This is a genomic window from Pseudomonas sp. PAMC 26793 (genome assembly GCF_000313235.1).
In the GTDB taxonomy this organism is placed as follows: Bacteria; Pseudomonadota; Gammaproteobacteria; order Pseudomonadales; family Pseudomonadaceae; genus Aquipseudomonas; species Aquipseudomonas yamanorum.
This window is the reverse complement of record NZ_AMXG01000038.1, coordinates 507245-531337: the sequence shown is the minus strand read 5'-3', so window position 1 is coordinate 531337 and position 24093 is coordinate 507245. Positions and strand designations below refer to the sequence as shown.

The following is a 24093-nucleotide window of genomic DNA, read 5'->3' as shown; positions in this document are numbered from 1 at the left end:
CCTGAAATGGAATTCATCGCATGGTCACGGTCTTACTGCGCAACATCGATTTGAATCTGTTGGTGGTGCTCCATGCACTGCTGACCGAAAAACACGTCACCCGCACGGGGGAGCGGCTGAATTTGAGCCAGCCGGCCATCAGTCATTCCCTGAGTAAGTTGCGAGTGCTGCTGGACGATCCGATCCTGATCCGCAAGGGTAATGAGGTGATGCTTAGCGCCCTGGCGCAAAACATCCAGGACCCGCTGCGCGAGATTCTCAGCCAGATTGAAACGCTGTTCGGCAAGTCCATCGACTTCGACGCGGCCCGTTCTCAACGCACCTTCCAGTTGGCGATGTCGGATTATGGCGCGGCGATTATCCTGCCCAAATTGCTGGTGCGACTGCGTCGAGAGGCGCCGAACACCACCCTGGTGGTGACCCAGGGCAGCCGGCACGGGATGTTCGAGCAAGTGGCGCAGGGCAAGATCGACCTGGCCCTGGGGGTGTTCCCCAGCCTGACGCCCGATGTGTCGATGGAAGTGTTGTTCGAGGAAAGTTTTTCCTGCCTGCTCGACCGGCGGACCTTGCCCAAGGAAGGCATGCTGGACCTGGAGAGCTACCTGGAGCGCCCGCATATCCAGGTGTCCATGGACGGTGGCGCCAATGGCGAAGTCGACAGCGTGTTGCGCGCCGAGGGCTTGCGCCGTCGTATCGCCGTGAGCGTGCCGCACTGGCGCACCGCGCCAGGTTTGTTGCACAACACTGACCTGATCCTCACCGTCGCGACGCGAACCCTGGAGGACACTCTGCTTAACCCGGACCTGGTGCAATTGCCGCCACCGTTCAGCATTCCGCGCTTTCCGTTTGTGCAGATCTGGCACCAGCGTTTCTGTGACGATCCGGCACATGCGTGGTTGCGCGATCAAGTCAAGCAAGTGGTGGCTCATACCGTACTGGTCGATTGATCGGGGCGCAGGCGTAAACGCAGGTCTTGCCCCAGTTGGGCGACGTCGTACAGGGTAAAGTCCAGTGAGTGCGTCAGGTGTTCCAGCTCCGGCAAATGCACCAATGGCCGTGCCAGGTCGCCGAGCAGACGCGGTGCCACGTACAGCAGCAACTCGTCGACCAGGCCTGCGCGCAACAAGTTGCCGGCCAGTGTCGGGCCGGCTTCCACCATGACGTCATGCAGGCCGCGCTCGCTCAGGTGAGCCATCAGGGCGTGCAGGTCCAGACCCTGCTGATTGCCCGGCAGGCCGAGCAGGCGTTCGCCGTTGGCGTCTTGCGGAACATGGCGCTCGTGCATCACATGCAGGCTCGGCGCCCGGTCGTCGAACACTCGTGCGGTCTGCGGCACGCGCGCCTGACTGTCGAGGATCACCCGTACTGGCGCGATGGCCTCGGCGGACGCCATTTCACGCACGGTCAGCGAGGGGTTATCCGCCAGCACGGTGCCACTGCCGGTCAGGATCGCCGCACTGCGCGCGCGCCAGTACTGCACATCGGCGCGCGCCCGGGCGCTGGTGATCCACTGCGAACTGCCATTGTTCAGCGCGGTGCGGCCGTCCAGGCTCATGCCCATCTTCAACTGCACCCAGGGCCGCTTGCGCTTGACCGTGGACAAGAAACCCCGGTTCAGTTCCCACGCCGCGACGTTGAGCAAGCCGACCTTGACCTCGATCCCGGCGGCGCGAAGTTCGGCGATGCCGCGCCCGTCGACCTGCTTGAACGGGTCTTCATGGGCCACGATCACGCACGCTACGCCGGCCTCGATCAGCGCTTGATGGCAGGCCCCCGTGCGGCCGACATGGCTGCACGGTTCGAGCGTCACATAAGCGGTGGCGCCCTTGGCCAGGGAACCGGCCTGGCGCAGGGCAAACACTTCGGCGTGCGGGCCACCCGCACGCCGATGCCAGCCTTCACCCACGATATGCGTACCGTGGGCGATGACACACCCGACCCGAGGATTGGGCCAGGTGGAGTGACTGCCGCGCTCGGCCAACGACAATGCATGCTGCATATGTTGAAAGTCGATTTCGCTGAAGTGGGTCATGGGCGCGTTTGCCGTGCCGAAGCCTGGGCGGTGATCGGGTAGATGCGGCCATCATAGGCACTGGCGAGGAAGCCGCTGCCTTCGGCGTCGTGGGTCAGGCAGGAGATACCGCTGGCGGTAATCTTCTCCACCTTTGCCCAACTGCGCTTGGCCAGGTCGAACACGGCCACGGTGCCACCGTAGCTGCCGGTGGCGATCATCTTGCGGTCCTTGGAGATGGCGATGCACTTGATCGAGTGGCTGTGGGGGGTGTCATAGACTTCGCTGTTGCCAGCCTGCCACAGGCGCAGCTTGAGGTCCCGACCGATGCTGGCAAAGCCGCCCTGGATCTGTGTGCAACCGTTGGAAATGCGGTCGTGGGCTTTGTCGAGGTAGGTCTCAAGCTCGAAGTCGGCAATGCGGAAAAACGCCGCCGCCGCCGTCGCGCACACGCTGAACAAGTACTGTTCATCCGCCGCGATGCCTTTGATCGCATTTTCATGCATGCGCACTTCGCGCAGGAACAGCGGCTGCTGATCCATCAGTTTGAAGATCAAGGCCTCGCCGGTGTAGGTACCAATCGCAGCGTGCAGCTCACCGTCCTTTTCAAAGGTAGTGCCACAGTTGAGCGGTGAGCGGTGCTGGTAGATCACGTCGCCGGTCTTGGCGTCGAACACCGTGCCCATTTGCCCGCCGGTCAACACGCTGTCGCCGAATGGCAGCAGGAAATTGCACAGGCTGCCGGCCTTGGTGCTGGGCTGGCCATTGATCTGCAGGATGCCGGCGTCGCCAATGCTGTAAATGTCGTCGCCGACCACCGTCACCGCGTTCAGGCTGATGGCCGGCTCGATGCCGCTGACGTCCCATTGCTGGGTAGTGAAATCCCAGGTGGCGTAGGTGGAACCAAAGGTCACGAAGGCGATGCGCTGGTCACCGAGCAATGCGCAACTGCGCGGCCAGATGATGCTTGGCAGTGAGGTCTGTGCGGTTTTTTCCAGGCGGTTGTCGGCGGTCAGTTTCCATAGCATGACGCAGCGGTCGTAGCTCAGGCTGACCAGCAGGCGCTGGGCGTCGTTCCACACAATGCGTTTGATCCCGGCGGCGTGGGCCGGTTGCAGGTAGGTGCCGCGGCTGCTGATCACCGAAATCTTGCCCTCGTCGTCACCGGCAAAGATGATGCCTTCGCGGGACAAGGCCACGGTATCGGTCTCGACACCGCCGAGGTCGATGATGTCCAGTTGCTCGCCGGTAGCGGCGTCCCAGCGGCGGATCGAACCGTCATCGCTGCTCGACACCAGGGTCTGGCCGTCTGCGGACCAGCACACCGAGATCACATCGGCCTCATGGCCTGTCAGGATCTTCTGGGTTTGCCCACTGAGGTTGAACAGGCGGATGGTGTGGTCGCGGGAGCAAGTGGCGATGGTCTGGCCATCCGGCGAGAAGGCTGCCATTTCGATGTCGTCATCGTGGCCGACCAGCACGCTCTTCAGGCGCAGCGAAGGAATTTCCCAGACGCGGGCGGTGTAGTCGCTGCTGGCACTGACCAGCAACGTGCCGCTGGCGTTGAACGCGCATTGGTTGGCCAGGTGGTCGTGGAGTACGCGCTGGATCGGGGTTTTGGTTTTTGCGTCCCAGAGGATGACCTGGTTGTCATAGCCGGCGGTGGCGACGTAGGTATCGTTGAACGTTGCAATACCGCTGATAGGGCCAAAATGTCTCATGCGTCATTATCCTTAATGTTGAGGTTGGCTTATTGCGGGCGACCTGAATGATGCGGCCGCGCAAGCGAGTTACTTCACCAGCTTGATCACGTGATTTTTCTTATCGACTTTGGCTTGCAGGTAATGGGTGTTATGGCGCGTGACAAATACGCCGGTGGGAATGACCTTATCGACGACAATGCCGTTATCAACCAGGGCCTGAACTTTATCCGGATTATTAGTGATCAATTGGCAACGCTTGATATCCAACGCTTTTAACATGCCGGCGGCCATGGAAAAGTCGCGATCATCTTCGGGGAAGTTAAGGTGTGCATTCGCCTCGAAGGTATCCATGCCAGAATCCTGCAGGCGGTAAGCATCCAACTTTGCATATAAGCCAATACCGCGACCTTCTTGGCGCAGGTAAATCAAATAGCCACCGGCTTCTCGCATACGGTCGATGGACTCATTTAATTGAGGGCCACAATCACAGCGCTGTGAACTGAATACGTCACCCGTCAGGCACTCGGAATGAATCCGCACTAACGGACTGACCGGATTAGCCGGCCCCAGTTTAATGACAATATGTTCGAGGGCGGTTTCCAATCCACTGAACGTATAAAAAGTACCGGGATGCGACGTGTCATCCAAGGGAATATCAACGTGATTGCGTACGCTTAGGCGGGTCATTTGCGGTTCCTTCCATGCTGAATGATTAACGCGTTTTTGTTTGAAGTTATTCGTTGTAAAACAGCGAGGGGTCTACAGGGTCTTGGCGAGGCGAAAACCCATTACATAAATCTGTCGCGGGTATTTGCCGTGGCGTCGGCAATTGCGCGTCAGGTCGCGAAAGCGGGTGAAGCTGCCGCCGCGGGCGATCCGGTGGTTGCCGACCACGGTGACCAGGTCGTCGGTGACAGCCGTGCCGCCTGGGTAGGGGGCATAGTCATCGCTGACGTACTCTTCGACATTGCCGGCCATGTCCAGGCAGCCAAAGGGCGAGGCGCCTTCGATCAACAGGCCGACCGGGGTGGTGTCGAACAAGCCCATTTCGGCGGTGTTGGCGTGCTGCGGCAGAAAGGTCGGGCCCCAGGGGTATTCGAGGTTTTCCGGGCCGGCCGCGGCGTATTCCCATTCGGCTTCGGTGGGCAGGCGGTAGGCCTGGCCACTGGCTGCGCTGAGCCAGGCGGCGTAGGCGTCGGCGTCTTCGGCGGTGATGCCGTACACCGGGTGATTGGCGCGCGCGTTGGGATATTGGCCGAACGCCCAGCTATCGGGAATCCGCGCCTGGCCCGAGGCTTCGAGGAAGGCGCGGTATTCGAGGTTGGTGACCGGGTATTTGCCAATGGCGTAGGGTTGCAGGTGTACCGGATGTCGCGGTACTTCCTTGGCGATCCAGTCGCGGTCCAGGCCGAGGCCCTGCAGGTCGTGCATGACTTGATCCACCGCCGATTCCGGCAGGCCGATTTCGACCTGGCCCCCACTGATGTGAATCATTGCCGGGTTGAGCACGTCGAGCCGTGGGTCCATAGTCAGGGCCAGCAGTTGGGCGGCGGCATAGCGCCAGGCCAGTGGCGAGACCGGGTTTTCCACGCGTTCAGCCAACTGTTCGATGGACTCTTCCGAGACCTGGCGCCAGGCGGCCAGGGGCAGCTTCAGATTAAGCGCGTCCTGGAAGTGCTCAGGCAGGCCCATCAAAAAGCGGTCGGTCATCTCGGCGGTCAAGGGGCCGTCGAACACCGGCCAATGGTTGAAACCCTTGGAAGTCATAACGCTTGGTTTCCTGCTGCTGTAAAGAAAAGGCACGCGCACCCAGGTGCCGCGTGCCCGGCTTTCATAGGGTGCAGATCAGCCCGGTTTGCAGGCAGTTGCGCTCGAAATCATCCCAATAGCCTTTAGGGTGCTTGGCCCGTTCGGCTTCGGAGATGAGGGGTTTTTGCCATTGCAGGCGCGAGAAGCCGGCCTTCATGATCGCCAGTTCATAACGCTCACGGCTCCAGCGATGAAAGGTGAAGGCGCTGGGCGGCTGGGTGACGAATTCAGCGTGGTGGCGAAAGCCGCCTTCGTGGGCTTCTTCGGTCAGCACATGCACGCCGTACTTGGTGAAGTTGCCGCGTTGCAGTTGGAACGTCGGCTCCACGGTGTAGGCCACGACGCGGCCGCCGGGGGCGAGATTCTTGGCGACCACCTGGAACATCTTGTCCAGTTTTGCCGGCGAGTCGGCGTAGTTGAACAGCCAGGCGGCGGTCACCAGGTCGAATTTGCCGAGGATGCCCAGGTCGCAGATATCGCTGACGTGGAACTCGATCGCTTCCTGGTTACGCGCCGACTCCTTGCGAGCCAGGTCAATCATCGAGGCGGAAATATCCACCCCGACCACTTTGCTGGCGCCCTGGTGATACAACTCACGGCCAAAGAAACCGAAGCCGCAGGCCAGGTCCAGGACGGATTTGCCTTTGACATCACCGACCATATGGAAAAACGTCGCGGTTTCTACTGAGCGCTGGGAAGCCGTGTCCGTGAACGCCTCGAAGCGTTCGCCAATGGCGTCATACGTAGCAGTTGCAGATTGGTTAGTCATTGCCTCACCTTTTAAAAATAATAGCTGTCGTCAATCCCTGACTCGGGAACATGAAGAAGTCTTCTGTTTCGGTGACCCCGTCGTTTGTTTTCAAGTGCGCGTAGTAATAAGAAAACCTCCAATGACGACGATTACGCCGACCAGTTTATTAATATTAAGAGACTGCTTGGGAAAGCCGATCAGGCCAAAGTAGTCAATCGCGATTGAAACGATAAGCTGGCCGACCAATACCGCCATGATGAAGTTCAGCGCACCGAGCCGGGGGGCCATCAATAAGGCGACGGTGATGTAAAACACACCTGCGACACCGCCCATCCAAATCCACCACGGACCTTCTTGTACCGCCGACAAGTTCGGACGGGGCGCTTTGACAACAATGATGACAACGATGAGGACGACCAGACTGACCAACAAGGAAACTGCGGTTGCCCACAAAGGGTGGCCCAGGAGACTGCCTAATTTTGCGTTAGTCCCGGCTTGCAAGGGCACTGCGAAGCCGGCGAATAAGCTGAGCAGGACAAACATCAGTAAGGTCATGGAGTGTACTTTCCTTTTTTTTGAAGTTTTACGGTGATCGGTTTGTCGGCGCCAATTCTTTGTTTTGATGAGTTGTATTCGTCGCACTGATCAGCCGGAAATTTCCGTGGACGGCCTCCACATTCGAATCGGGCCCATTTGAAAAAAATGGAAATCCCTGATTCCCGTCTATCCTGAAACCCAGCACTGCGACACCAAACCACACCGCTCCTTTTTACTTATCCCCCCCGATCAGGCTAAATACCCACCTGATCGCTTAACCCTACGGATTGTCCGCCATGGCCCGTCAACGCTTTGCATTTGCCTGGATCGCCTGCTTTGCAGTGCTGTTCAATGCGTTTGCCATGCCGATGGCCGGGGCGATGCAGCGTTCGAACAATGCCCTCGACCAACTGCTCTGGGGCAGTTTCTGCTCCTCCAATGCCAACAAGCTGACGGCGATTGCCCTGGGCAAGCTGGAGATTCCAGCGCCGCAGCAGGACGATCACTCCACCATGCAGCATTGCTGGTGCTGCTCGGGCTCGGCGCCATTAGTGGCGTTGCCGGGGCACTCACCAACACTGTATTTCGCACGATTCGACGCGGTGCAAGACCTGCCACCGCCGTCATTGCAATCCCCTACCCCGCGCCAGCAATGGCCAAGCCTTAATCCCCGCGCCTCTCCAACGGTCTGATTTCTTCGCAAGTGAACTGCGTTTAGAACCGTTCTGGAGAACTGCCATGCTCAAATCTTCCCTGCTTCTGGCTGCGTTGTTGCTGCCGGTGTGTGCTGCTGCCAATGCCGAAGACTTCAAGGTCGGCGAACTGGTGGTCAGCGAACCCTGGTCCCAGGAACTGCCGCCCAACGCGCCGACCGTCGCGGCGTATTTCGTGATTCATAACCAGGGCGAAAACGCCGACCGGCTGCTCAGCGTCGACACGCCCGTGGCTGCCAAGGCCGAGCTGCATGAGCATGTGATGCAGGGCGACCTGATGAAGATGCAGCAGGTGACCAGCGTCGCGGTGCCGGCCAAAGGCGACCTGACGTTCGCCCCCATGGCCTACCACGTGATGCTGCTGGACCTGAAGGACCGCAGCGCATTGCGTGACGGCCAGCATTTCCCGCTGACCCTGAATTTTGAAAAGGCCGGGGCGGTGAAGGTGGAAGTGTCGGTGCAGAAGCAACCGCCCATGGCCGGCCACGAGCACATGCACGCCCAATAGATAACGCTTGATGGGCGCCCCACGCGCCAGGTTGTCCCCACACCGCCGTAAGCCTGTGAGCCTTATGCGCGGCAGCTGGATCAGCCTGTTCGCCATGCTGATGATCTTTATCGGTCCGCTGATTTCCCAAGCGATGCCGATGGATCATCACGCCGGTATGTCCATGGAAATGTCCATGGACGCGCCGAGCTGCCATGGCGACGCATCGCCTGCGACCGACCACAACAAGGCCCCCGACGAACACCACGTGCTCTGGGAAAAGTGCGGCTATTGCAGCCTGCTTTTCAGTTGCCCGGCGCTGCCTGGCAGTGTGTCGTTTGTCACCCTTGGCAGCCCGCCACCCGCCAATGCCCTCACCCCCGCCCCACGACTGGGGCATGCCCGGCAAACCGTGTTCCCCGGTGCCCGCAGCCGCGCCCCGCCCATCATCGCGTAAGCACTTCACACCGTTACTTCACCCCGGCCGACTTTAGACAGACAGCCGCAGGCTGCTGGCCGTGTTGTTTACGAATGATTGATGGAATTTTTCATGTCCAGGTTTTCTGCTGACACCCGTTTGGGATGTACTCCCGTGTTCGCTGTTCTGTGTGGCGCGCTGCTGGTTCCACAGGTCCACGCCGACGAGCACGCCGACCACAATGAACTGAGCCCGACGGTGATCACCGCGATCGCCCCGAGCTCGCCGCTGACCGTCGTCACTAACCCGAAAGACCCGCGCCAACCGGTGCCCGCCAGCGATGGCGGCGACTACCTCAAGACCATCCCCGGCTTCGCCCTGGTGCGCAACGGCGGCACCAACGGTGACCCGGTGCTGCGGGGCATGTTCGGCTCACGCCTGAACATCCTCACCAACGGCAGCATGATGCTCGGCGCCTGCCCCGGCCGGATGGATGCGCCCACCTCCTATATCTCGCCGGAAACCTACGACAAGCTGACGGTCATCAAAGGCCCGCAAACCGTACTCTGGGGCCCGGGTGCTTCAGCCGGCACGGTCCTGTTCGAGCGCGAGCCCGAGCAGTTCGGCGAGTTGGGCACGCGGGTCAACGCCAGCATCCTGGCGGGCTCCAACGGGCGCTTCGATAAAGTTGTCGATGCGGCAGCCGGCGGGCCGCTGGGGTATGTGCGGGTGATCGGCAACCAGGCCCACGCCGATGACTACAAGGACGGCAACAACGACACCGTCGCCTCGCGCTACGACAAATGGAACGGCGACGTGGCCGTGGGCTGGACCCCGGACGCCGACACCTTGCTGGAACTCACCGCTGGCCGTGGCGATGGCGAAGCCCGTTACGCCGGGCGCGGCATGGATGGCTCGCAGTTTTTGCGCGAGAGCCTCGGATTGCGCTTCGAGAAATCGAATATCGGCGAGGTGCTGGATAAGGTCGAAGCGCAGGTCTACTACAACTACGCCGACCATGTGATGGACAACTACACCCTGCGCGTCCCCTCAGGCACCGGGATGATGGCCGGGCCCATGGCGGCCAACGTCGATCGCCGTACTCTGGGGGCCCGTATCAAGGCCACCTGGCGCTGGGCCGATGTGCAGTTGATCAGCGGCCTTGATGCGCAAACCAATGAGCACCGCCAACGCAGTGCCATGGGCGTCGACACCTACAAGGACCTGCCCCGTAGCAAGGACGCCAACTTCCACAACTACGGCGTGTTCGGCGAACTGACCTGGTACGCCGCCGACCGCGACCGCCTGATCACCGGCGCCCGTGTGGACCGTGCCTCGGCCAAGGATTTCCGGCAAACCATCAGCTCCGGGATGATGAGCAGCCCCAACCCCACCGCCGGTAAAACCCGCGCCGATACGCTGCCGTCCGGCTTTGTGCGCTACGAGCACGATCTGGCGGACAGCCCTACCACCCTGTACGCAGGGCTTGGGCACTCGGAGCGTTTCCCTGATTACTGGGAGCTGTTTTCTCCCGACACCGGGTCGGTCGGTTCCGTGAATGCCTTCGACGGTGTGAAGCCTGAAAAAACCACCCAGCTGGATTTTGGCCTGCAATACAAATCCGCCGATCTCGACGCCTGGGCCTCGGGCTACGTCGGCCAGGTGCGCGATTTCATCCTGTTCGACTACCAGCCGGGAATGATGGGCACCACCTCCCAGGCGCGCAATGTGGACGCGCGAATCATGGGCGGTGAACTGGGCGCAGCCTACAAGCTGACCGCCAACTGGAAAGCCGACGCCACCTTCGCCTACGCCTGGGGCAAGAACAGCAGCGACGGCAAGCCGCTGCCGCAGATCCCGCCGCTGGATGCGCGCTTCGGGCTCACCTACAGCCAGGACGACTGGAGCGCCGGTGCCTTGTGGCGGGTGGTCGCGGCGCAAAACCGCATCGACCAGAACAAGGGCAACGTGGTGGGCAAGGACTTCGACAAGAGCTCGGGCTTTGGCGTGTTCTCCCTGAACGCGGCGTATCGCATCAACAAAAACTTCAAGGTCAGCACCGGCGTCGACAACCTGTTCGGCAAGGCGTACGCCGAGCACCTGAACCTGGCCGGCAACGCCGGGTTCGGCTACCCGGCCAATGACCCGCAGGCCATCAAGGAACCGGGGCGTACGCTCTGGACCAAGGTGGACATGAGCTTCTAAGCGCATCGCAGGCAAGCCCGCTCCCACAGTTGCAATGCATACCCCTGTGGGAGCGGGCTTGCTCGCGATGGCGTCCTCGATAACACAAAAAATCCAAGCCTTTGCGGAGCACACCCTGATGAACCCACCGAAGATTTCCTTCTACAACCTGGCCTGGCGCTGGCATTTTTACGCCGGGCTGTTTGTCGCACCCTTCATGGTGCTGCTGGCCCTGACCGGCATCATCTACCTGTTCAAGCCTCAGCTCGACCCGCTGATGTACGGCAACCTGCTGACGGTGCAAAGCGCCGAGCACCCACTGAGTGCCGACGAGCAACTGCAACGCGCCCAGGCCGCCTATCCCCAAGGCAAGATCAGCAAGTACCTGCCCCCTGCCGACACCACCAGCAGCGCGCAATTCGTGATGCATAACGACGGTCACGACGTGACGGTATTCATCGACCCGTATCGCGGCACCGTGCTCGGCGAACAGGACGCCAAGTACAACCTGCAAGCCATCGCCCGCGCGCTGCATGGCGAGTTGATGATCGGCACCGTCGGTGATCGTCTGGTGGAACTGGCTGCCGGCTGGGGCGTGATGCTGGTGATCTCGGGCCTGTACTTGTGGTGGCCGCGAAACAAGTCAGCAGCGGGCATTTTGTGGCCACGGCTGGGCAGTCGCGGCCGCTTGTTCTGGCGGGATTTGCACGCAGTCGCTGGCTTCTGGGGCGCGGCGTTCCTGCTGGTGATGCTGCTCAGCGGCATGACCTGGACCGGCTTCTGGGGCAAGCAATATGCGGAACTGTGGAATAGATTCCCGGCGGCGATGTGGAACAACGTACCGCAGTCCGACCAACAGGCCCGCAGCCTCAACACCGCGAGCCAACAGACCGTGCCGTGGGCGATGGAAAACACGCCGATGCCGATGTCCGGCGAGCATGCCGAGCACATGAAACACGCCGTCATGAGCCAGGCCCCGGCAGCCCCGGGCATCCGCCTGCAACAGGTGGTCGACCTTGCCAACTCACGCAAGGTCGAGCCCGGCTACAGCATCACCTTCCCCACCACCGCCGAAGGCGTGTTCACCATCGCGGTGTTCGCCAACGACCCGCGCAATGACGCGACCCTGCATGTGGACCAATACACCGGCAAGGTCCTGGCCGATGTGCGCTGGGAGCACTACAACAGCGTGGCGCGGGTTACCGAATCCGGCGTGATGCTGCACGAGGGCAAGATGTTTGGCGTGGTCAACCAGATCATCGTGCTGCTGATCTGCCTGATGATCCTGCTCAGTGCCGTCAGCGGTGTGGTGATCTGGTGGAAGCGCCGGCCGCAGGGTGGGCTGGGGGTTCCACCGCTGCGCCATGACCTGCCGAAATGGAAAACCGCGATGGTGATCATGCTCGGGCTGGCGATTGTCTTTCCGCTGGTGGGCGCCTCGTTGATCGTGGTCTGGGCACTGGATCGCCTGGTGCTTTCGCGATGGTTTGGCCAACGTGAATCGGCTTCAGGTTCAGCGTGAAACAGGCGAGATGCCCTGCATGGAGGCGTTATGTAGTCTTGCGCGGGCTTTCGCCCACGCCACACAAAGTGTTATGTTGTAACACTTAATGCGCTCCCCCACTCGCCGCGCCTTGCGGCGAGTACCGCCTCGAAGAAGCGATTTATCGTCCGATGAACAAGTACCTTGCGTCCGGCCTGTGCCTGCTCGCCCTGCAAAACACTGCCAAGGCCCTGACGCTGGCGGCCTATCACATCGTCAAAAAGAAGCTGTTGGTGAGCAAGGCCATCGCTGACGACGTTCGCGCCGGTGCCGGCGTGCGTTATGTAGACTCGCGTTTCGCCAACGCCGCCAACACCAGCGAAGTGCCGAGCTACACCATGGTCGATGCCAGCGTGTCGTGGAAAGCCATGCGTAACACGACATTGGGCCTGCAATTGAATAACCTGTTTGACCGCACCTACGCCGTCAGCCAATACAATGACGGCCAGCAATGGATCCTGGGCGAGCCCAGGTCGTTCTTTGTGACGGCGGACTACACCTTCTAACTGAACGCAACACTGTCCAAATGTGGGAGCGGGCTTGCTCGCGAATGCGGTGTGTCAGGCACTGTATCGGTTACTGATCCACCGCTTTCGCGAGCAAGCCCGCTCCCACATTTGTCCTGTGTTGGACCTGAGAGTAAAGATGACCTCACTCAACCTCACCGACCTCGCCTGGGCCCCTGCCGGCCACGAGCACTGCCATCACCAGTTCCAACTGCGTGATGCCAGCCTGCGGGTGGGTGCCGGTGAGTTTGTCGGGCTGATCGGCCCCAACGGCAGTGGCAAGACTAGCCTGCTGCGGTGCGCCTATCGGTTCAGCAAACCGGCCGAAGGTGAGGTACTGCTGGAACACCAGAACGTCTGGAAGCAATCCTCGAAGTGGTGCGCGCAACGTATCGCCGTGGTGCTCCAGGAATTTCCCGATGCGTTCGGCCTGCGGGTGGATGAAGTGGTCGCCATGGGCCGCACGCCTCATAAAGGGCTGTTCGACAGCGACACCGTTGAAGACCGCAACCTGATCCGCCAGGCCCTCGAATCCGTCGGCCTGCTGGGCTTTGAAGACCACGCCTTTGCCACCCTCTCGGGCGGTGAAAAGCAGCGGGTGATCCTCGCCCGTGCCCTGGCGCAGCAACCGCAACTGCTGATCCTCGACGAACCCACCAACCACCTCGACCCACGCTACCAGCTGCAGTTGCTGCAACGGGTCAAGCGCCTGAACATCGGCACCCTGGCCAGCATTCATGACCTGAACCTGGCCGCAGCGTTCTGTGATCGGCTGTACGTGATCAACCACGGGCGTATCGTCGCCAGCGGCACACCTCACGAGGTACTGACCGCCGAATTACTGCGCGAAGTGTTCGGCGTTGAAGCTTTGATCGACACTCACCCCTTGTCCGGCTACCCCCGAATTACCTGGATAACCCAACCATGATCCTGCGCTCCCTGCTGTCTCTCGCGTTGCTGCTCGGCACTTGCCAGGCGTTCGCCGAAGCGACCCATTACCCGCTGAAAATCAAGAGCTGCAACCGCGAGGTGACCTTCGCCGAGGCGCCGAAACACGCGGTCAGCCACGACATCAACATGACCCAGATGATGCTCGCCCTGGGCCTCAAGTCGCACATGGCTGGCTACAGCGGCGTCACCGGCTGGAAGTCGGTCACCCCGGAAATGGCGCAGATCCTCGACGGCCTGCCGGAACTGGCGAGCAAATACCCGTCGGTGGAAACCCTGCTCAACGCCAACGTCGACTTCTTCTTCGCCGGCTGGGACTACGGCATGCGCGTCGGTGGCGACCTCACCCCGCAAACCCTGCAACCGTTGGGCATCAACGTCTACGAGCTGACCGAGTCCTGTGCCTTCGTGATGAAGCGCCCGGCGGCCACCCTGGAAGATACCTATAACGACCTGCGCAACCTGGGCAAGATCTTCGACGTGCAGGACCGCGCCAATGCACTGATCGCACAGATGCAGGCACAGGTCGCCGAAGTGCAGAAAAACCTGCCGGCCGACAAGCCTCGCGTATTCCTCTACGACAGCGGCGAAGACCGCGCCATGACCTCTGGCCGCCTGGGCATGCCCCAAGCGCTGATCGATGCCGCCGGCGGGCGCAATATCCTCGACGACGTGGACGCCAGCTGGACCCGGGTCAACTGGGAAACCGTGGTGGAGCGCAACCCGCAGGTCATCGTGATCGTCGACTACAGCGAAATCACCGCCGAGCAAAAAGAGCAGTTCCTGCTGAACAACCCGGCGCTGCAATCGGTGGACGCCATCAAGAACCAACGCTTTATCGTCATCCCCTACGTGCAAGCCACGCCGGGCATCGACAACGTGGTGGCGGTTGAAACCCTGGCCAAGGGGTTCCACGGCGAATGATCACCCGTCGCTATGCCCTGCTGCTGAGTGCCCTCGGCGCGTTGTTGCTGATCTCGTGCGTGGTCTCGCTGGGGTTCGGCTCGGCGCGGGTGCCGGTGGACGTGGTGTGGCGGATCCTGCTGCATAAAGCCTTCGGCATGGGCGAGGTGGACTGGAGCGCCGGGCAGGAACATATCGTGTGGCTGATCCGCGTGCCGCGCATGTTGCTCGGTGCCCTGGTGGGCGCCGGACTGGCGTTGATCGGTGCGGTGTTGCAGGCCGTCACACGCAACCCGCTGGCTGACCCGCACCTGCTGGGTGTGACCTCCGGCGCCACCCTCGGCGCGGTGATCGTGGTGTTGCATGTGGGTGAAGTGATCGGCTTGCTGACCCTGCCCATCGCGGCGTTCATCGGTGCCTTGCTGAGCATGATCGTGGTGCTGGCGGTGGCCAGTCGCAACGGTCGACTGGAGAGCGACCGGTTGCTGCTGTGCGGGGTGGCGGTGTCATTCGTGATGATGGCGGTGGCCAACTTGCTGCTGTTCATGGGCGACCATCGCGCGGCCTCGGCGGTGATGTTCTGGATGCTCGGCGGACTCGGCCTGGCACGCTGGGAACTGCTGGCGATTCCGTTCGCCACGGTGTTGCTGGGGCTGATGTTGCTGCTGGGCATGGCGCGTCCGTTGAACGCGCTGATGGCCGGCGAACAGACCGCCGTAACCCTGGGCCTGAACGCGCGCAATGTGCGGCTCAAAGTGTTTTTGATCGCCTCCCTGATGACCGGCGTGTTGGTGTCCATCAGCGGCTCCATCGGCTTTGTCGGGCTGATGGTGCCGCACATTGCCCGGCGCCTTGTGGGTGCCGAACACCGGCGTTTGCTGCCGGTGTGTGTGCTGTTGGGCAGCGTGTTCCTGGTGTGGGTCGATGTGGCCGCCCGCACGATGATCGCCCCCGAAGACCTGCCCATCGGCGTGGCCACGGCGGCCATCGGCGGGCTGTTTTTTATCGGTTTGATGCGCAAGCGCTGACGCCCTTTCGCCATCGCCCCGTTGTAGCGCACATTGGCGCACCAGCGCGCCTTCGGTGCCAGTTCATGGTGCGCCGCTGTCGCTGGCCAAGGCGCAAAAACGACCATTTCCTGCCTTTTGCCGACTAGGCACACCCCTTGCAATCACTCCCTCATCACAACGTTGAGTCATGGAGATTGCACAATGAAGCGTCGCAGCTTGATCAAGGCTTTCACACTGTCGGCATCCATCGCCGCGATGGGCATGACCTGGACGGTGCAGGCCGCCGAGACCATCAAGGTCGGCATCCTGCACTCGCTGTCCGGGACCATGGCAATCTCCGAGACCTCGCTGAAAGACATGGCGCTGATGACCATCGACGAGATCAACGCCAAGGGTGGTGTGAACGGCAAGATGCTCGAGCCGGTGGTGGTGGACCCGGCGTCGAACTGGCCGCTGTTCGCTGAAAAGGGCCGTCAGTTGCTGACCCAGGACAAGGTCGCCGTGGTGTTCGGTTGCTGGACCTCGGTGTCGCGCAAATCGGTATTGCCGGTGTTCGAAGAACTCAACGGCCTGCTGTTCTACCCGGTGCAATACGAAGGCGAAGAGATGTCGCCGAACGTGTTCTATACCGGTGCGGCGCCGAACCAGCAGGCGATCCCGGCGGTGGAATACCTGATGAGCGAAGAAGGCGGCGGCGCCAAGCGCTTCTTCCTGCTGGGTACCGACTACGTGTACCCGCGCACCACCAACAAGATTTTGCGTTCGTTCCTGCACTCCAAGGGCGTAGCGGATAAAGACATCGAAGAGGTCTACACCCCGTTCGGCCACAGCGATTACCAGACCATCGTGGCCAACATCAAGAAATTCTCGGCCGGCGGCAAGACTGCGGTGATCTCCACCGTGAATGGCGACTCCAACGTGCCGTTCTACAAAGAGCTGGCCAACCAGGGCCTGAAGGCCACCGACGTGCCGGTCGTTGCCTTCTCCGTGGGTGAAGAAGAACTGCGCGGCATCGACACCAAGCCGCTGGTGGGCAACCTCGCCGCCTGGAACTACTTCCAGTCGGTGGAGAACCCGGTGAACAAGAAATTCGTCGCCGACTGGAAAGCCTATGCCAAGGCCCACAACCTGCCGGGCGCGGATAAAGCCGTGACCAACGACCCGATGGAAGCCACCTACGTGGGTATCCATATGTGGGCGCAGGCGGTGGAGAAAGCCAAGTCCACCGACGTCGACAAAGTGCGTGAAGCCATGGCCGGGCAGACCTTTGCCGCGCCGTCCGGTTTCACCCTGACCATGGACAAGACCAACCACCACCTGCACAAGCCGGTGATGATCGGTGAGATCCAGTCTGACGGGCAGTTCTCGGTGGTGTGGCAGACCCAGGAGCCGATTCGTGCACAGCCGTGGAGCCCGTACATTCCGGGTAATGACAAGAAGCCGGATTACGCCGTCAAGAGCAACTAAGACCGCCGCGCTGATCGTTCCCACGTTCCGCGTGGGCATGCATCCCGTGACGCTCCGCGTCACACAGCGGACGCAGAGCGTCCAAGGCGGCATTCCCACGCAGAGCGTGGGAACGATCTATAGGAAACTGCCATGCCCACTGCCCTATACCGCTTCATCCTCGCCGCCCTGCTGTTGCTGCCCTTCGCCGCACATGCCAGCGACGCCGAAGACTTCATCAACGCCAACCCGATGCAACAAGCCAAGCTGCTCCAGGACTGGGCCGCCCAGCCCGACCCGGCGCGCATCGAGCTGGTGGACGCCCTGCAACAAGGCCAGATCACGGTCAACGGTGAGACCAAGACCGTACGCCTGAACAACCGCCTGCGCGGCTTGATCGACAACGTGCAAGCCAGCCAGCAATTACTCGCCGCCGACCCCAAGGTGCGCCTTGCCGCCGCGCAAACCCTGCAAAAAAGCGCACAACCTGCGCAGCTGAAATTCCTCGACCAGCAACTCGCCGGCGAAACCAATGACGACGTACACGTCGCCCTCAGCCTCGCCCTGGCCAACCTGCAACTGGTCGACCCCGACCCGGCCGTGCGCCTGGCGGCCGTGCGCTTGCTCGGCGGCACCGGCGACCCGCTGGCCCGCACCCGCCTGGAAGCCTTGCTCGCCCCCGGCGTCGAAGCCGACGCTACGGTACACACCGCCGCCGAGACCAGCCTGGCCCAGGTCAAACGCAAATTGATGGTGGGCGAGATTCTCGGCCAGGCCTTCAGCGGCATGTCCCTGGGTTCGATCCTGCTGCTAGCAGCGCTCGGCCTGGCGATCACGTTCGGCTTGCTCGGGGTGATCAACATGGCCCACGGCGAGATGCTGATGCTCGGCGCCTACTCCACCTATGTGGTGCAGTTGCTGATGCAGCGCTACGTGCCCCAAGCCATCGAGTTCTACCCGCTGATCGCGCTGCCGGTGGCATTTTTTGTCACCGCCGCCATCGGCATGGCCCTGGAACGCACGGTGATTCGTCACCTCTACGGCCGCCCATTGGAAACCCTGCTCGCCACCTGGGGCATCAGCCTGATGCTGATCCAGTTGGTGCGCCTGGTGTTCGGCGCCCAGAACGTTGAAGTGGCCAACCCCGAGTGGCTGTCCGGCGGGATTCAGGTGCTGCCCAACCTGGTGCTGCCGTACAACCGCATCGTGATCATCGCCTTCGCGCTGTTCGTGGTGGTGCTGACCTGGCTGCTGTTGAACAAGACGCGCCTGGGCCTCAACGTGCGCGCCGTGACCCAGAACCGCAACATGGCCGCCTGCTGCGGCGTGCCCACCGGGCGCGTGGACATGCTCGCCTTCGGCCTCGGCTCCGGCATCGCCGGCCTCGGTGGCGTGGCCCTGAGCCAGATCGGCAACGTCGGCCCGGACCTCGGCCAGAGCTACATCATCGACTCGTTCCTGGTGGTGGTGCTCGGTGGCGTCGGCCAGTTGGCCGGTAGCGTCATGGCCGCCTTCGGCCTGGGGATCGCCAACAAGATCCTCGAACCGCAGATCGGTGCCGTACTCGGCAAGATCCTGATCCTCGCGCTGATCATTCTGTTCATCCAGAAACGCCCGCAGGGACTCTTCGCACTGAAAGGACGGGTGATCGACTGATGAACCAGCCATTGATGCTCACAGCCGCGCAAAAGGCCGGCCCCAAGGTGACCGTCGCAGTCGGTGCAGTGGTGCTGATGCTGCTGCTGGCGTTGCCGTTGTTCTCGCTGTTGTCACCGGAAAACCCGCTGCACGTTTCCGCCTATACGCTGACGTTGGTAGGCAAGATTCTGTGCTACGCCATCGTCGCTCTCGCGCTGGACCTGGTGTGGGGTTATGCCGGGATGTTGTCCCTCGGCCACGGCCTGTTCTTTGCGCTGGGCGGCTATGCCATGGGCATGTACCTGATGCGCCAGGCGTCCGGTGATGAGCTGCCGGCGTTCATGACCTTTTTGTCGTGGACCGAATTGCCGTGGTACTGGACCGGCACCAGCCACTTCCTCTGGGCGATGTGCCTGGTGGTGTTGGCACCGGGCTTGCTGGCGCTGGTGTTCGGGTTCTTCGCCTTCCGCTCGCGGATCAAGGGCGTGTACTTTTCGATCATGACCCAGGCCCTGACGTTCGCCGGGATGCTGCTGTTCTTCCGCAACGAGACCGGGTTTGGTGGCAATAACGGCTTTACCAATTTCCGCAGCATCCTTGGGTTTGGCATCACCGAGCCGGGCACGCGGGCGGTGCTGTTCGTGGCCACCGTGGCGTTGTTGGTGGCCAGCCTGTACATCGGCTGGCGCCTGGCCCAGAGCAAGTTCGGCCGGGTGCTGACGGCACTGCGGGATGCGGAAAACCGCCTGATGTTCTGCGGCTACGACCCGCGTGGCTTCAAGCTGTTTGTCTGGGTGTTGAGCGCGGTGCTGTGTGGTTTGGCGGGCGCGTTGTATGTGCCGCAAGTGGGCATCATCAACCCCAGCGAAATGTCGCCGACCAACTCCATCGAGGCCGCCGTGTGGGTGGCCCTCGGCGGGCGTGGAACCTTGATCGGCCCGCTGCTGGGCGCCGGTGTGGTCAACGGCATGAAGAGCTGGTTCACCGTGGCGTTTCCTGAGTATTGGCTGTTCTTCCTCGGTGCGCTGTTCATTATCGTCACCCTGTATTTGCCCAAGGGTGTGATTGGCCTGCTGAAGAAAAGGGGCGACCAATGAGGATCACAGCGACGGCGGAATTTATGCTCGAACCTATCCTTGAACCCAACAAAGACCAGGGCAGCGCCCGCGATGCCATCGGCCTCGGCCAGGCGGCCGGCAAAGGCCTGAACACCCGCCACGGCACCATCCTGACCCTGGAAGACATCAGCGTCAGCTTCGACGGTTTCAAGGCGTTGAACGACTTGAACCTGTACATCGGCGTCGGCGAATTGCGCTGCATCATCGGCCCCAACGGCGCGGGCAAGACCACGCTGATGGACGTGATCACCGGCAAGACCCGGCCCAGCCACGGCAAGGCCTGGTTCGGTGAAACCCTCGACCTGACCAGCATGAGCGAAGTGCAGATCGCCCAGGCCGGCATCGGTCGCAAGTTCCAGAAGCCCACGGTATTCGAAGCCCTCAGCGTGTTCGAAAACCTCGAGCTGGCGCAGAAGACCGACAAGTCGGTGTGGGCCAGCCTGCGGGCGCGCTTGAGCGGCGAGCAGAAAGACCGCATCAGCGAAGTCCTCGACACCATCCGCCTGACCGCCTCGGTCAACCGCCCCGCCGGCTTGCTGTCCCACGGCCAGAAGCAGTTCCTGGAAATCGGCATGCTGCTGATGCAGGACCCGCAACTGTTGCTGCTGGACGAACCGGTGGCGGGCATGACCGACGCCGAAACCGAGTTCACCGCCGAACTGTTCAAGCGCCTGGCGGGCAAGCACTCGCTGATGGTGGTGGAGCACGACATGGGCTTTGTCGGCTCGATTGCCGACCATGTGACGGTGTTGCACCAGGGCAGCGTGCTGGCCGAAGGGTCCCTGGAGCAGGTGCAGGAAAATGAGCGGGTGATCGAGGTTTACCTCGGTCGCTGAACCTGATCGTTCCCACGCTCCGCGTGGGAATGCATCCGGTGACGCTCTGCGTCACACGGCGGACGCGGAGCGTCCATTGCGGCATTCCCACGCAGAGCGTGGGAACGATCATTAAGGGGAACTGAACATGCTGCAAGTCGACAAGCTGCACCAGTATTACGGCGGTAGCCACATCCTGCGCGGGCTTTCCTTTGAGGTAAAAGTCGGCGAAGTCACCTGCCTGCTGGGCCGCAACGGCGTGGGCAAGACCACATTGCTCAAGTGCCTGATGGGCTTGCTGCCGGCCAAGGAAGGCGCGGTGAACTGGGAAGGCAAGGCCATTACCGGCTTCAAGCCGCACCAGCGGGTGCACGCCGGTATCGCCTACGTGCCCCAGGGCCGGGAGATTTTTGGCCGCCTGACAGTAGAAGAAAACCTGCTGATGGGCCTGTCGCGCTTCCCCGGCTCCGAAGCCAAGGAAGTGCCGGCCTTCATCTACGAGCTGTTCCCGGTGCTGCTGCAAATGAAGCAACGCCGGGGCGGCGACTTGTCCGGCGGCCAGCAGCAACAGCTGGCTATCGGCCGAGCCCTGGCCAGCCGCCCGCGCCTGTTGATCCTCGACGAGCCCACCGAAGGCATCCAGCCGTCGGTGATCAAGGAGATCGGTGCGGTGATCAAGAAGCTCGCGGCACGCGGTGACATGGCGATTCTGCTGGTGGAGCAGTTCTATGATTTTGCCGCTGAACTGGCCGACCAGTACCTGGTGATGTCCCGGGGCGAAATCGTCCAGCAGGGGCGCGGAGAAAATATGGAAAGCGAGGGTGTGCGCGGGCTCGTTACGATCTAATCTGTAGCGTCCTAACGATAAGCACTGACCATGACCCTACCTGCCCCCACCGCGCTGTTCACCCCCAGCTGGCACGCCGAGCTGGAGCTCGGCTACGCGCGTTTCGGCGACACCACGCGCCCGGTAATGCGCCGCCACCTCGGCCCGCTGCGGGTGCAAAAGCACCTGTACGCCGAAGGCCCCGAAGTGTGCCAGCACATCATCGTGCACCCGCCGGGCGGGATTGCCGGCGGTGATCGCCTCGATATCAGCGCCCATGTCGCCGAGGGTGCCTGGGCGCAACTGACCAGCCCCGGCGCGGCCAAGTGGTACCGCGCCGGCGGGCCGGCCTATCAGAAGCTGGAGCTGACGGTTGAGGCTGGCGCGACGCTGGAATGGCTGCCGCAGGAGACCATCGTGTTCAGCGCCGCCCAGGCCGAACTCACCACCCGCATTGACCTGCAAGGCGATGCCCGGCTGTTCTACTGGGACGTGGTGGCCCTTGGGCGCCCCGCCAGTGGCGAGCGTTTCGACCTCGGGCACTTCCAGTCGCACCTGGATATCCGCCGCGATGGCCAGTTGATTTGGCATGAACGCCAGCGCATTGTGGGCGCCGACGGCTTGCTCGACTCACCCATCGGGCTGGATGGGCAACCGGTGTTCGCCACCTTGCTGGTGACCGGCGAGATCGACCCTGATCTACTCGAACAATGCCGCTCCCTGCCCCACGCGGTACGCGGCGACCTGACCCAATTGTCCGGCCTGCTGGTGGCCCGCTGCCTGGCCAGTGAAGCGCTGCTGGCGCGAGGCTGGCTGATCGCGCTGTGGCGCCTGCTGCGCCCGGCCGTGCTGGGCCGCGAGGCTGTATCACCGAGAATCTGGAGCACATGAAGATTAAAAATGTGGGAGCGGGCTTGCTCGCGAATGCAGTGGGTCAGCCAAAGATGCATTCACTGACACACCGCATTCGCGAGCAAGCCCGCGCCCACATTGGATCTCCGGTGTTTTTACGAATGTATTTCATAGTGGACCTTGAACGATGGACCTGACCCCACGGGAAAAAGACAAACTGCTGATTTTCACCGCCGGCCTGGTGGCCGAGCGACGGTTGGCGCGCGGTGTGAAGCTCAACTACCCGGAAACCATCGCCTACATCTCCGCCGCGCTGATGGAAGGCGCCCGAGATGGCCGCACCGTCGCCGAGCTGATGCACTTCGGCACCACCCTGCTCACCCGTGAACAGGTGATGGAAGGCATTCCGGAAATGATCCCGGACATCCAGGTAGAAGCCACCTTCCCCGACGGCACCAAGCTGGTCACCGTCCACCAACCCATCGCCTGAGGCCCGGCCATGTCCTTTTTGATTCGTGATGCGGTGCACGCCGATTTGCCAGGGATTCGCGATATCTACAACGACGCGGTGCTGAACACCACGGCGATCTGGAACGAACAACCGGTAGACCTGGGCAACCGCCAGGCCTGGTTCAGTGCCCGCCAGTCGCAGTTTTACCCGATCCTGGTGGCCGTCGAAGACGAGCAGGTCATCGGCTATGCCTCGTTTGGCGACTGGCGGCCCTTCGAAGGCTTTCGCCACACCGTCGAACACTCGGTGTACGTGCGCAACGACCAGCGCGGCAAAGGCCTCGGCCCACAGCTGATGCAGGTGCTGATCGAGCGGGCGAAAACCTGCGACAAACACGTGATGGTTGCCGCTATCGAAAGCGGCAACCAGGCCTCGATCCGCCTGCATGAGCGCCTGGGTTTCATCACCACCGGGCAGATGCCCCAGGTCGGCACCAAGTTCGGGCGCTGGCTGGACCTGACCTTCATGCAACTGACGCTCAACCCAGGCGCTACGCCGCCCAAGGAGTGACACCGATGAACGCCCAACTGCGTCGAGTCAATGCCGAAAGTTTTGCCCATTACCGCCCGGGTTTGATTGAGCTGTTGCTGGACGCCGTGAAGCACGGCGCCTCGGTGGGCTTCATGGCCGACTTCGATGAAGCCCAGGCCAGCGCTTATCTCAACGGCGTGCAGGCCAGTCTTAACGAGGGCAGCCTGCTGCTGTGGGTGGTGGTGCGTGATGAGCACGTCATCGCCAGCGTGCAATTGGCGTTGTGCATGAAAGCCAACGGCCTGAACCGTGCCGAAGTGCAGAAGCTGCTGGTGCACAGCGAGGCTCGGCGTCGAGGCCTCGGCCAGCAACTGATGAGCGCCCTGGAACTGAGCGCCCGCCAGTACAAACGCGGGCTGCTGTACCTGGACACCGAAGCCGGCTCCGACGCCGAAGCCTTCTACCAGTCGCTGCGCTATACCAAGATCGGCGAATTGCCCAACTACTGCCAAAGCCCGGACGGGCGCTTCACCCCGACCGCCATCTACTTCAAGACCCTGGGACAACCTGCATGATTCCTGGCGAATTTCAGATCCAGCCTGGCGACATCGAACTCAACGCGGGTCGGCGCACCGCCACCTTGAGCGTGGCCAACAGCGGCGACCGGCCGATCCAGGTCGGCTCCCACTATCACTTTTTCGAGACCAACGACGCCCTGACGTTCGACCGCGCCGCCAGCCGTGGCATGCGCCTGAACATCCCGGCCGGCACCGCCGTGCGCTTTGAGCCGGGGCAGAGTCGTGAAGTGGAACTGGTGGAATTGAGCGGCAAGCGCCGGGTGTTCGGGTTTGCCGGACGCATCATGGGCGACCTGGATTAACGATCGTTCCCAC

At 61.9% G+C, this 24093-nt stretch carries 25 protein-coding genes and 1 pseudogene; 20 read left to right on the top strand and 6 right to left on the bottom strand.

All coding sequences use genetic code 11. The features are described from left to right. Nucleotides 1-20 precede the first annotated feature (20 nt). On the top strand, nt 21-947 hold the full coding sequence (locus tag D109_RS0119855) for a LysR substrate-binding domain-containing protein (RefSeq protein WP_017478410.1): 927 nt from the start codon (nt 21-23) through the stop codon (nt 945-947). Here the strand turns inward: D109_RS0119855 and ribD are convergent. The 6 genes from ribD to D109_RS0119825 all read right to left on the bottom strand — a co-directional run bounded on the left by ribD (nt 926) and on the right by D109_RS0119825 (nt 6829). Next, entirely contained in the window at nt 926-2032 is a 1107-nt protein-coding gene (ribD, locus tag D109_RS0119850) for a bifunctional diaminohydroxyphosphoribosylaminopyrimidine deaminase/5-amino-6-(5-phosphoribosylamino)uracil reductase RibD (protein WP_017478409.1), read from the bottom strand. The two genes, D109_RS0119855 and ribD, sit on opposite strands and share 22 nt — an antisense overlap. Beyond that, nucleotides 2029-3732 (bottom strand): WD40 repeat domain-containing protein, encoded by a 1704-nt coding sequence (locus D109_RS0119845; protein ID WP_017478408.1) that lies wholly within the window; start codon nt 3730-3732, stop codon nt 2029-2031. Before D109_RS0119845 ends, ribD begins: the two co-directional genes overlap by 4 nt. A gap of 69 nt (nt 3733-3801) precedes the next feature. Next, nucleotides 3802-4401 carry a GTP cyclohydrolase II gene (ribA, locus tag D109_RS0119840; RefSeq protein WP_026078095.1) on the bottom strand — a complete coding sequence of 200 codons (600 nt, stop codon included), beginning with the start codon at nt 4399-4401 and terminating at the stop codon, nt 3802-3804. Nucleotides 4402-4473: 72 nt separating this feature from the next. Continuing rightward, nucleotides 4474-5481 (bottom strand): SUMF1/EgtB/PvdO family nonheme iron enzyme, encoded by a 1008-nt coding sequence (locus D109_RS0119835; protein WP_017478406.1) that lies wholly within the window; start codon nt 5479-5481, stop codon nt 4474-4476. Nucleotides 5482-5545: 64 nt separating this feature from the next. Next, entirely contained in the window at nt 5546-6292 is a 747-nt protein-coding gene (locus D109_RS0119830) for a class I SAM-dependent methyltransferase (protein ID WP_017478405.1), read from the bottom strand. Between the two features lie 90 nt (nt 6293-6382). Further along, nucleotides 6383-6829, bottom strand: coding sequence for a DMT family transporter (locus D109_RS0119825; protein WP_017478404.1), 447 nt, complete (start codon nt 6827-6829; stop codon nt 6383-6385). A gap of 278 nt (nt 6830-7107) precedes the next feature. Here D109_RS0119825 and D109_RS0119820 point away from each other — a divergent pair, with 278 nt between their 5' ends. The 19 genes and pseudogenes from D109_RS0119820 to D109_RS0119730 all read left to right on the top strand — a co-directional run bounded on the left by D109_RS0119820 (nt 7108) and on the right by D109_RS0119730 (nt 24080). Further along, a complete protein-coding gene (locus tag D109_RS0119820) occupies nt 7108-7503 on the top strand; it encodes a DUF2946 domain-containing protein (protein WP_017478403.1) in 396 nt (131 codons plus the stop codon). Nucleotides 7504-7549: 46 nt separating this feature from the next. Then, nucleotides 7550-8032 carry a copper chaperone PCu(A)C gene (locus D109_RS0119815; protein WP_017478402.1) on the top strand — a complete coding sequence of 161 codons (483 nt, stop codon included), beginning with the start codon at nt 7550-7552 and terminating at the stop codon, nt 8030-8032. 64 nt (nt 8033-8096) lie between these two features. Further along, entirely contained in the window at nt 8097-8468 is a 372-nt protein-coding gene (locus D109_RS0119810; protein ID WP_017478401.1) for a DUF2946 domain-containing protein, read from the top strand. Between the two features lie 93 nt (nt 8469-8561). Further along, a complete protein-coding gene (locus D109_RS0119805; RefSeq protein ID WP_032868772.1) occupies nt 8562-10634 on the top strand; it encodes a TonB-dependent copper receptor in 2073 nt (690 codons plus the stop codon). A gap of 118 nt (nt 10635-10752) precedes the next feature. Then, nucleotides 10753-12135 (top strand): PepSY domain-containing protein, encoded by a 1383-nt coding sequence (locus tag D109_RS0119800; protein WP_026078093.1) that lies wholly within the window; start codon nt 10753-10755, stop codon nt 12133-12135. A gap of 248 nt (nt 12136-12383) precedes the next feature. Next, a pseudogene (locus D109_RS0119795) lies at nt 12384-12662 on the top strand (TonB-dependent receptor domain-containing protein); the annotation flags it as partial. Nucleotides 12663-12801: 139 nt separating this feature from the next. Continuing rightward, entirely contained in the window at nt 12802-13590 is a 789-nt protein-coding gene (locus D109_RS0119790; protein WP_017478397.1) for an ABC transporter ATP-binding protein, read from the top strand. After that, entirely contained in the window at nt 13587-14534 is a 948-nt protein-coding gene (locus tag D109_RS0119785; protein ID WP_017478396.1) for an ABC transporter substrate-binding protein, read from the top strand. The genes D109_RS0119790 and D109_RS0119785 overlap by 4 nt, the downstream gene beginning before the upstream one ends. Continuing rightward, on the top strand, nt 14531-15541 hold the full coding sequence (locus D109_RS0119780; RefSeq protein WP_017478395.1) for an iron ABC transporter permease: 1011 nt from the start codon (nt 14531-14533) through the stop codon (nt 15539-15541). Before D109_RS0119785 ends, D109_RS0119780 begins: the two co-directional genes overlap by 4 nt. A gap of 183 nt (nt 15542-15724) precedes the next feature. Then, a complete protein-coding gene (gene urtA, locus D109_RS0119775; protein WP_003217372.1) occupies nt 15725-16990 on the top strand; it encodes an urea ABC transporter substrate-binding protein in 1266 nt (421 codons plus the stop codon). Between the two features lie 132 nt (nt 16991-17122). Continuing rightward, nucleotides 17123-18625: an urea ABC transporter permease subunit UrtB gene (gene urtB, locus D109_RS0119770; protein ID WP_017478394.1), complete on the top strand. Its 1503-nt coding sequence runs from the start codon at nt 17123-17125 to the stop codon at nt 18623-18625. Beyond that, nucleotides 18625-19704, top strand: a complete 1080-nt coding sequence (gene urtC / locus D109_RS0119765; RefSeq protein WP_017478393.1) for an urea ABC transporter permease subunit UrtC — start codon at nt 18625-18627, stop codon at nt 19702-19704. The genes urtB and urtC overlap by 1 nt, the downstream gene beginning before the upstream one ends. After that, nucleotides 19701-20561, top strand: coding sequence for an urea ABC transporter ATP-binding protein UrtD (urtD, locus tag D109_RS0119760; protein WP_003217378.1), 861 nt, complete (start codon nt 19701-19703; stop codon nt 20559-20561). The genes urtC and urtD overlap by 4 nt, the downstream gene beginning before the upstream one ends. Before the next feature lie 127 nt (nt 20562-20688). Continuing rightward, nucleotides 20689-21387, top strand: coding sequence for an urea ABC transporter ATP-binding subunit UrtE (urtE, locus tag D109_RS0119755; RefSeq protein ID WP_017478391.1), 699 nt, complete (start codon nt 20689-20691; stop codon nt 21385-21387). Nucleotides 21388-21417: 30 nt separating this feature from the next. Beyond that, complete coding sequence (locus D109_RS0119750; RefSeq protein ID WP_017478390.1) at nt 21418-22257, top strand: urease accessory protein UreD; 840 nt, start codon at nt 21418-21420, stop codon at nt 22255-22257. 148 nt (nt 22258-22405) lie between these two features. Then, nucleotides 22406-22708, top strand: a complete 303-nt coding sequence (gene ureA / locus D109_RS0119745) for an urease subunit gamma (protein WP_003217383.1) — start codon at nt 22406-22408, stop codon at nt 22706-22708. Nucleotides 22709-22717: 9 nt separating this feature from the next. Beyond that, on the top strand, nt 22718-23239 hold the full coding sequence (locus D109_RS0119740; RefSeq protein ID WP_017478389.1) for a GNAT family N-acetyltransferase: 522 nt from the start codon (nt 22718-22720) through the stop codon (nt 23237-23239). 5 nt (nt 23240-23244) lie between these two features. Continuing rightward, complete coding sequence (locus D109_RS0119735) at nt 23245-23775, top strand: N-acetyltransferase (protein ID WP_017478388.1); 531 nt, start codon at nt 23245-23247, stop codon at nt 23773-23775. After that, nucleotides 23772-24080, top strand: coding sequence for an urease subunit beta (locus tag D109_RS0119730; RefSeq protein ID WP_017478387.1), 309 nt, complete (start codon nt 23772-23774; stop codon nt 24078-24080). Before D109_RS0119735 ends, D109_RS0119730 begins: the two co-directional genes overlap by 4 nt. The last annotated feature ends 13 nt before the right edge of the window (nt 24081-24093 follow it).

Excerpts from the sequence above, each read along its gene's own strand:
- D109_RS0119835 (WP_017478406.1), bottom strand. The coding sequence starts at position 5,481 with ATGACTTCCAAGGGTTTCAACCATTGGCCGGTGTTCGACGGCCCCTTG.
- urtE (WP_017478391.1), top strand. The coding sequence starts at position 20,689 with ATGCTGCAAGTCGACAAGCTGCACCAGTATTACGGCGGTAGCCACATC.
- D109_RS0119785 (WP_017478396.1), top strand. The coding sequence starts at position 13,587 with ATGATCCTGCGCTCCCTGCTGTCTCTCGCGTTGCTGCTCGGCACTTGC.
- D109_RS0119820 (WP_017478403.1), top strand. The coding sequence starts at position 7,108 with ATGGCCCGTCAACGCTTTGCATTTGCCTGGATCGCCTGCTTTGCAGTG.
- ribD (WP_017478409.1), bottom strand. The coding sequence starts at position 2,032 with ATGACCCACTTCAGCGAAATCGACTTTCAACATATGCAGCATGCATTG.
- D109_RS0119830 (WP_017478405.1), bottom strand. The coding sequence starts at position 6,292 with ATGACTAACCAATCTGCAACTGCTACGTATGACGCCATTGGCGAACGC.
- D109_RS0119845 (WP_017478408.1), bottom strand. The coding sequence starts at position 3,732 with ATGAGACATTTTGGCCCTATCAGCGGTATTGCAACGTTCAACGATACC.
- D109_RS0119750 (WP_017478390.1), top strand. The coding sequence starts at position 21,418 with ATGACCCTACCTGCCCCCACCGCGCTGTTCACCCCCAGCTGGCACGCC.
- D109_RS0119780 (WP_017478395.1), top strand. The coding sequence starts at position 14,531 with ATGATCACCCGTCGCTATGCCCTGCTGCTGAGTGCCCTCGGCGCGTTG.
- D109_RS0119810 (WP_017478401.1), top strand. The coding sequence starts at position 8,097 with ATGCGCGGCAGCTGGATCAGCCTGTTCGCCATGCTGATGATCTTTATC.
- urtA (WP_003217372.1), top strand. The coding sequence starts at position 15,725 with ATGAAGCGTCGCAGCTTGATCAAGGCTTTCACACTGTCGGCATCCATC.
- D109_RS0119815 (WP_017478402.1), top strand. The coding sequence starts at position 7,550 with ATGCTCAAATCTTCCCTGCTTCTGGCTGCGTTGTTGCTGCCGGTGTGT.
- urtB (WP_017478394.1), top strand. The coding sequence starts at position 17,123 with ATGCCCACTGCCCTATACCGCTTCATCCTCGCCGCCCTGCTGTTGCTG.
- D109_RS0119735 (WP_017478388.1), top strand. The coding sequence starts at position 23,245 with ATGAACGCCCAACTGCGTCGAGTCAATGCCGAAAGTTTTGCCCATTAC.
- ureA (WP_003217383.1), top strand. The coding sequence starts at position 22,406 with ATGGACCTGACCCCACGGGAAAAAGACAAACTGCTGATTTTCACCGCC.
- D109_RS0119825 (WP_017478404.1), bottom strand. The coding sequence starts at position 6,829 with ATGACCTTACTGATGTTTGTCCTGCTCAGCTTATTCGCCGGCTTCGCA.
- urtC (WP_017478393.1), top strand. The coding sequence starts at position 18,625 with ATGAACCAGCCATTGATGCTCACAGCCGCGCAAAAGGCCGGCCCCAAG.
- D109_RS0119740 (WP_017478389.1), top strand. The coding sequence starts at position 22,718 with ATGTCCTTTTTGATTCGTGATGCGGTGCACGCCGATTTGCCAGGGATT.
- D109_RS0119855 (WP_017478410.1), top strand. The coding sequence starts at position 21 with ATGGTCACGGTCTTACTGCGCAACATCGATTTGAATCTGTTGGTGGTG.
- urtD (WP_003217378.1), top strand. The coding sequence starts at position 19,701 with ATGAGGATCACAGCGACGGCGGAATTTATGCTCGAACCTATCCTTGAA.
- D109_RS0119805 (WP_032868772.1), top strand. The coding sequence starts at position 8,562 with ATGTCCAGGTTTTCTGCTGACACCCGTTTGGGATGTACTCCCGTGTTC.
- ribA (WP_026078095.1), bottom strand. The coding sequence starts at position 4,401 with ATGACCCGCCTAAGCGTACGCAATCACGTTGATATTCCCTTGGATGAC.
- D109_RS0119790 (WP_017478397.1), top strand. The coding sequence starts at position 12,802 with ATGACCTCACTCAACCTCACCGACCTCGCCTGGGCCCCTGCCGGCCAC.
- D109_RS0119730 (WP_017478387.1), top strand. The coding sequence starts at position 23,772 with ATGATTCCTGGCGAATTTCAGATCCAGCCTGGCGACATCGAACTCAAC.
- D109_RS0119800 (WP_026078093.1), top strand. The coding sequence starts at position 10,753 with ATGAACCCACCGAAGATTTCCTTCTACAACCTGGCCTGGCGCTGGCAT.